The sequence below is a fragment of the Enterobacter cloacae complex sp. S1 genome (genome assembly GCF_014930525.1).
GTDB lineage: Bacteria > Pseudomonadota > Gammaproteobacteria > Enterobacterales > Enterobacteriaceae > Enterobacter > Enterobacter hormaechei_C.
Map to the genome: position 1 here is coordinate 1 of NZ_JADBRE010000067.1, position 1,474 is coordinate 1,474.

Consider the following 1,474-nt stretch of genomic DNA (forward strand, 5'->3'; position numbering starts at 1 on the left):
GAAGAGAACCTTTAGTTATAGAGTACACGTTTTTTCACGCTACCTTAAGTGGTTATGTGGATTAGTTAATTCGTCAAAGGGGATTCATGCAAAGTATGAAGTAGAAGTATTTATTGAAAGTATCAGAGCACATATTCCAAGAAACAGTTCATTGAATATGAATGAAATATCTGAAAAATCGTTAAACGAAGAAGAGATCAATGTGCTTTTCCGTCTATTGGAAATTGGCGGGATTGAAAACCCTTTCCATAAGAAAGTACAGGTCAGGAACAGACTAATATTTACCTTGCTCTTAAATTTAGGTTTAAGGGCTGGAGAGTTGCTCAATCTTAAAATAGATGATTTTGATCTCAGAGACAACACTTTAAGTGTAGTCAGAAGACATGATTCAAAAGAAGATGGAAGATCTTATCAACCATTAGTAAAGACTGGAGAAAGGGTTATTCCGTTATCTGATGAGTTAGCCAGTGAAATTTTTGATTACATAAGCAATAGCAGGGAAAAAATGACAAAAAGGAAAAAGCATAATTTCTTATTGGTGGCTCATTGCACCGGAAAAAATGCAGGAGAACCCTTAAGCATTTCAGCTTATGAGAAGGTGATATCAACACTGAAACGAGCAAGTCCAAAGCTATATAATCTTTCAGGTCATAGGTTAAGGCACTCTTGGAATTATATGTATTCTAAAGGAATAGAAGGCGCTGAATTAGAATATAGTAGAAGGAAAGATTTAAGGAATTATCTAATGGGTTGGTCAAAGGAGTCAATCATGTGTGATAGATACAATTTTAAATATATATCCCAACAAGAGAAGGATGTCGTCCTAAAGGTCTATAAATCAGTAAGTAAAATAATTAGTGGGGTTTAATTTGGAAATCAAATGTATTGAAAGTGAGCAAATTTTTTTTGCTAAGATGAATAGATATAGTTTCAAACTGTCAGATAAGAAATGGCAACTTGATAAAGAAAACTGCGTATACCCTCATAAAGTTGTAGATATAATGCCTACAAAAATGAAACTTAGCTACTTAAAAACATTAGCTTACTATGCGTCTGAATATAGTTCTTTTTATATACAAAATATTAACACTCTATTTTATAAGTGGTTTGGTGCAATAACCATCGATACTATTGATGACAAAGCAATATATCAATTGAATGTTTATTTAGGTTCTGAAAGAAACTACAAACTAAACTTAATTAAGGCTTTCATCATTAAATGGAAAAATCTTAATTACCCTGGGGTAGAAGCGACTGCCATTAGAATGCTGGAGAAAATAAAAATCATTCCAAACCAAACAGGAGATGCAGTTAAAAGACGAGATCCAAATAAAGGACCTTTAACTGAAACGGAATTAAATAACATCATTAACGCCGTTGGAAAATTTTATCATGAGAAGAAAATTCAATGCTTTTTGTATTGTTATATCCTTTTGTTGGCAATAACAGGAAGAAGGCCATTACAATTAATATC

1 protein-coding gene and 1 pseudogene are annotated in these 1,474 nt (G+C 32.5%); both read left to right on the forward strand.

What is annotated here, in order from left to right:
* Window positions 1-868 (forward strand): site-specific integrase (locus IM290_RS21385; RefSeq protein ID WP_193354507.1); only part of this gene is annotated, 868 nt, incomplete at its 5' end.
* 1 nt (window position 869) lies between these two features.
* A pseudogene (locus tag IM290_RS21390) lies at window positions 870-1,474 on the forward strand (site-specific integrase); the annotation flags it as partial.